This is a genomic window from Micromonospora sp. M51 (assembly GCF_018070305.1).
Lineage (GTDB): Bacteria > Actinomycetota > Actinomycetes > Mycobacteriales > Micromonosporaceae > Micromonospora > Micromonospora parva.
Genome location: NZ_JAGPXZ010001234.1, coordinates 1 through 1063, shown reverse-complemented (window position 1 = coordinate 1063; position 1063 = coordinate 1). Strand labels below are relative to the sequence as shown.

Sequence of the window (1063 nt, the reverse complement as noted above, 5' to 3'; positions counted from 1 at the left end):
GCCGAGCACACCGGCGGGCTGCTCCTCGCCAACCCGCTGCCGGTCGATGAGCAACGCGACCCGGAGCTGCACGACCGCACGCTCACCGAGGGTCTGGCCCTGCTGGAGCGCGACGGGATCACCGGCAAGGCCGTCACGCCGTACCTGCTCGCGCACTTCCACTCGTCGACCGAGGGCGCGAGCCTGGCGGTGAACGTGCGGATCATCCTGCGCAACGCCGACCTGGCCGCGCGGATCGCGGTCGCCTCGGCGGCCCGCAGCACCGCCGTCCCGGCATGACCCGACCGGCCCGGGTGCTCGTCGTCGGGGACGTGATCACCGATGTGGTCGCCGTGCTGTCCGGGCCGCTCGCGGCCGGTTCGGACACCGGGGCCGAGATCAGTCTCGGCGGTGGCGGGCAGGCGGCCAACACCGCCGCCTGGGTCGCCGCGCAGCGGGTGGACGTCACGCTCGTCGGCGCTGTCGGCGACGACGACGCCGGGCGGGACCGGGTGGCCGAGCTCGACCGGGCGGGCGTCGACTGCGCGATCGAGCGGGTCGAAGGGGTTCCGACCGGCACGGTCATCGTGTTGGCCTCCGACGACGAGCGCACCATGGTCAGCCAGCGGGGCGCGAACCTGCGGTTGAGCGCCGCGCACGTCGAGCGGGCCCTCGCGGCGGCGCCCGACGCGGGGCATCTGCACCTGTCCGCGTACACCCTGCTGGACGCCGAGTCGCGCGGCGCCGGGCTGCGGGCGTTGGCCGCCGCCCGCGAGCGCGGGCTCACCATCAGCGTCGACGCGGCCTCCGCGGCGCCGTTACGGCGGGTCGGTGCGGCGGCGTTCCTGAGTTGGGTACGCGACATCGACCTGCTCCTGGTCAACGCGGACGAGGCCACCGTGCTGGCCGGCGGGCTGGAACCGGCGGCGCAGGGGCGGGTGCTGTCGGCGACGGCTCGGCGGGTGGTGGTGAAGGGCGGCGCGGCCGGCGCGGTCTGGGTCGACCGCACCACGCCGGTCTGTGTGGCGCCGGCCCGTCGGGTGGCGGTGGTGGACGTCACGGGCGCGGGCGACGCCTTCGCGGC

Annotated in this window: 2 protein-coding genes; both read left to right on the top strand. The window is 76.1% G+C overall.

From position 1 onward, the window contains the following. On the top strand, positions 1–279 hold a 279-nt coding region (locus tag KBX53_RS33935; RefSeq protein WP_210863921.1), incomplete at its 5' end, for a pseudouridine-5'-phosphate glycosidase. Beyond that, a partial coding sequence (locus KBX53_RS33930; protein ID WP_210863920.1) for a carbohydrate kinase family protein occupies positions 276–1063 on the top strand: 788 nt, incomplete at its 3' end. The genes KBX53_RS33935 and KBX53_RS33930, both read left to right, overlap by 4 nt.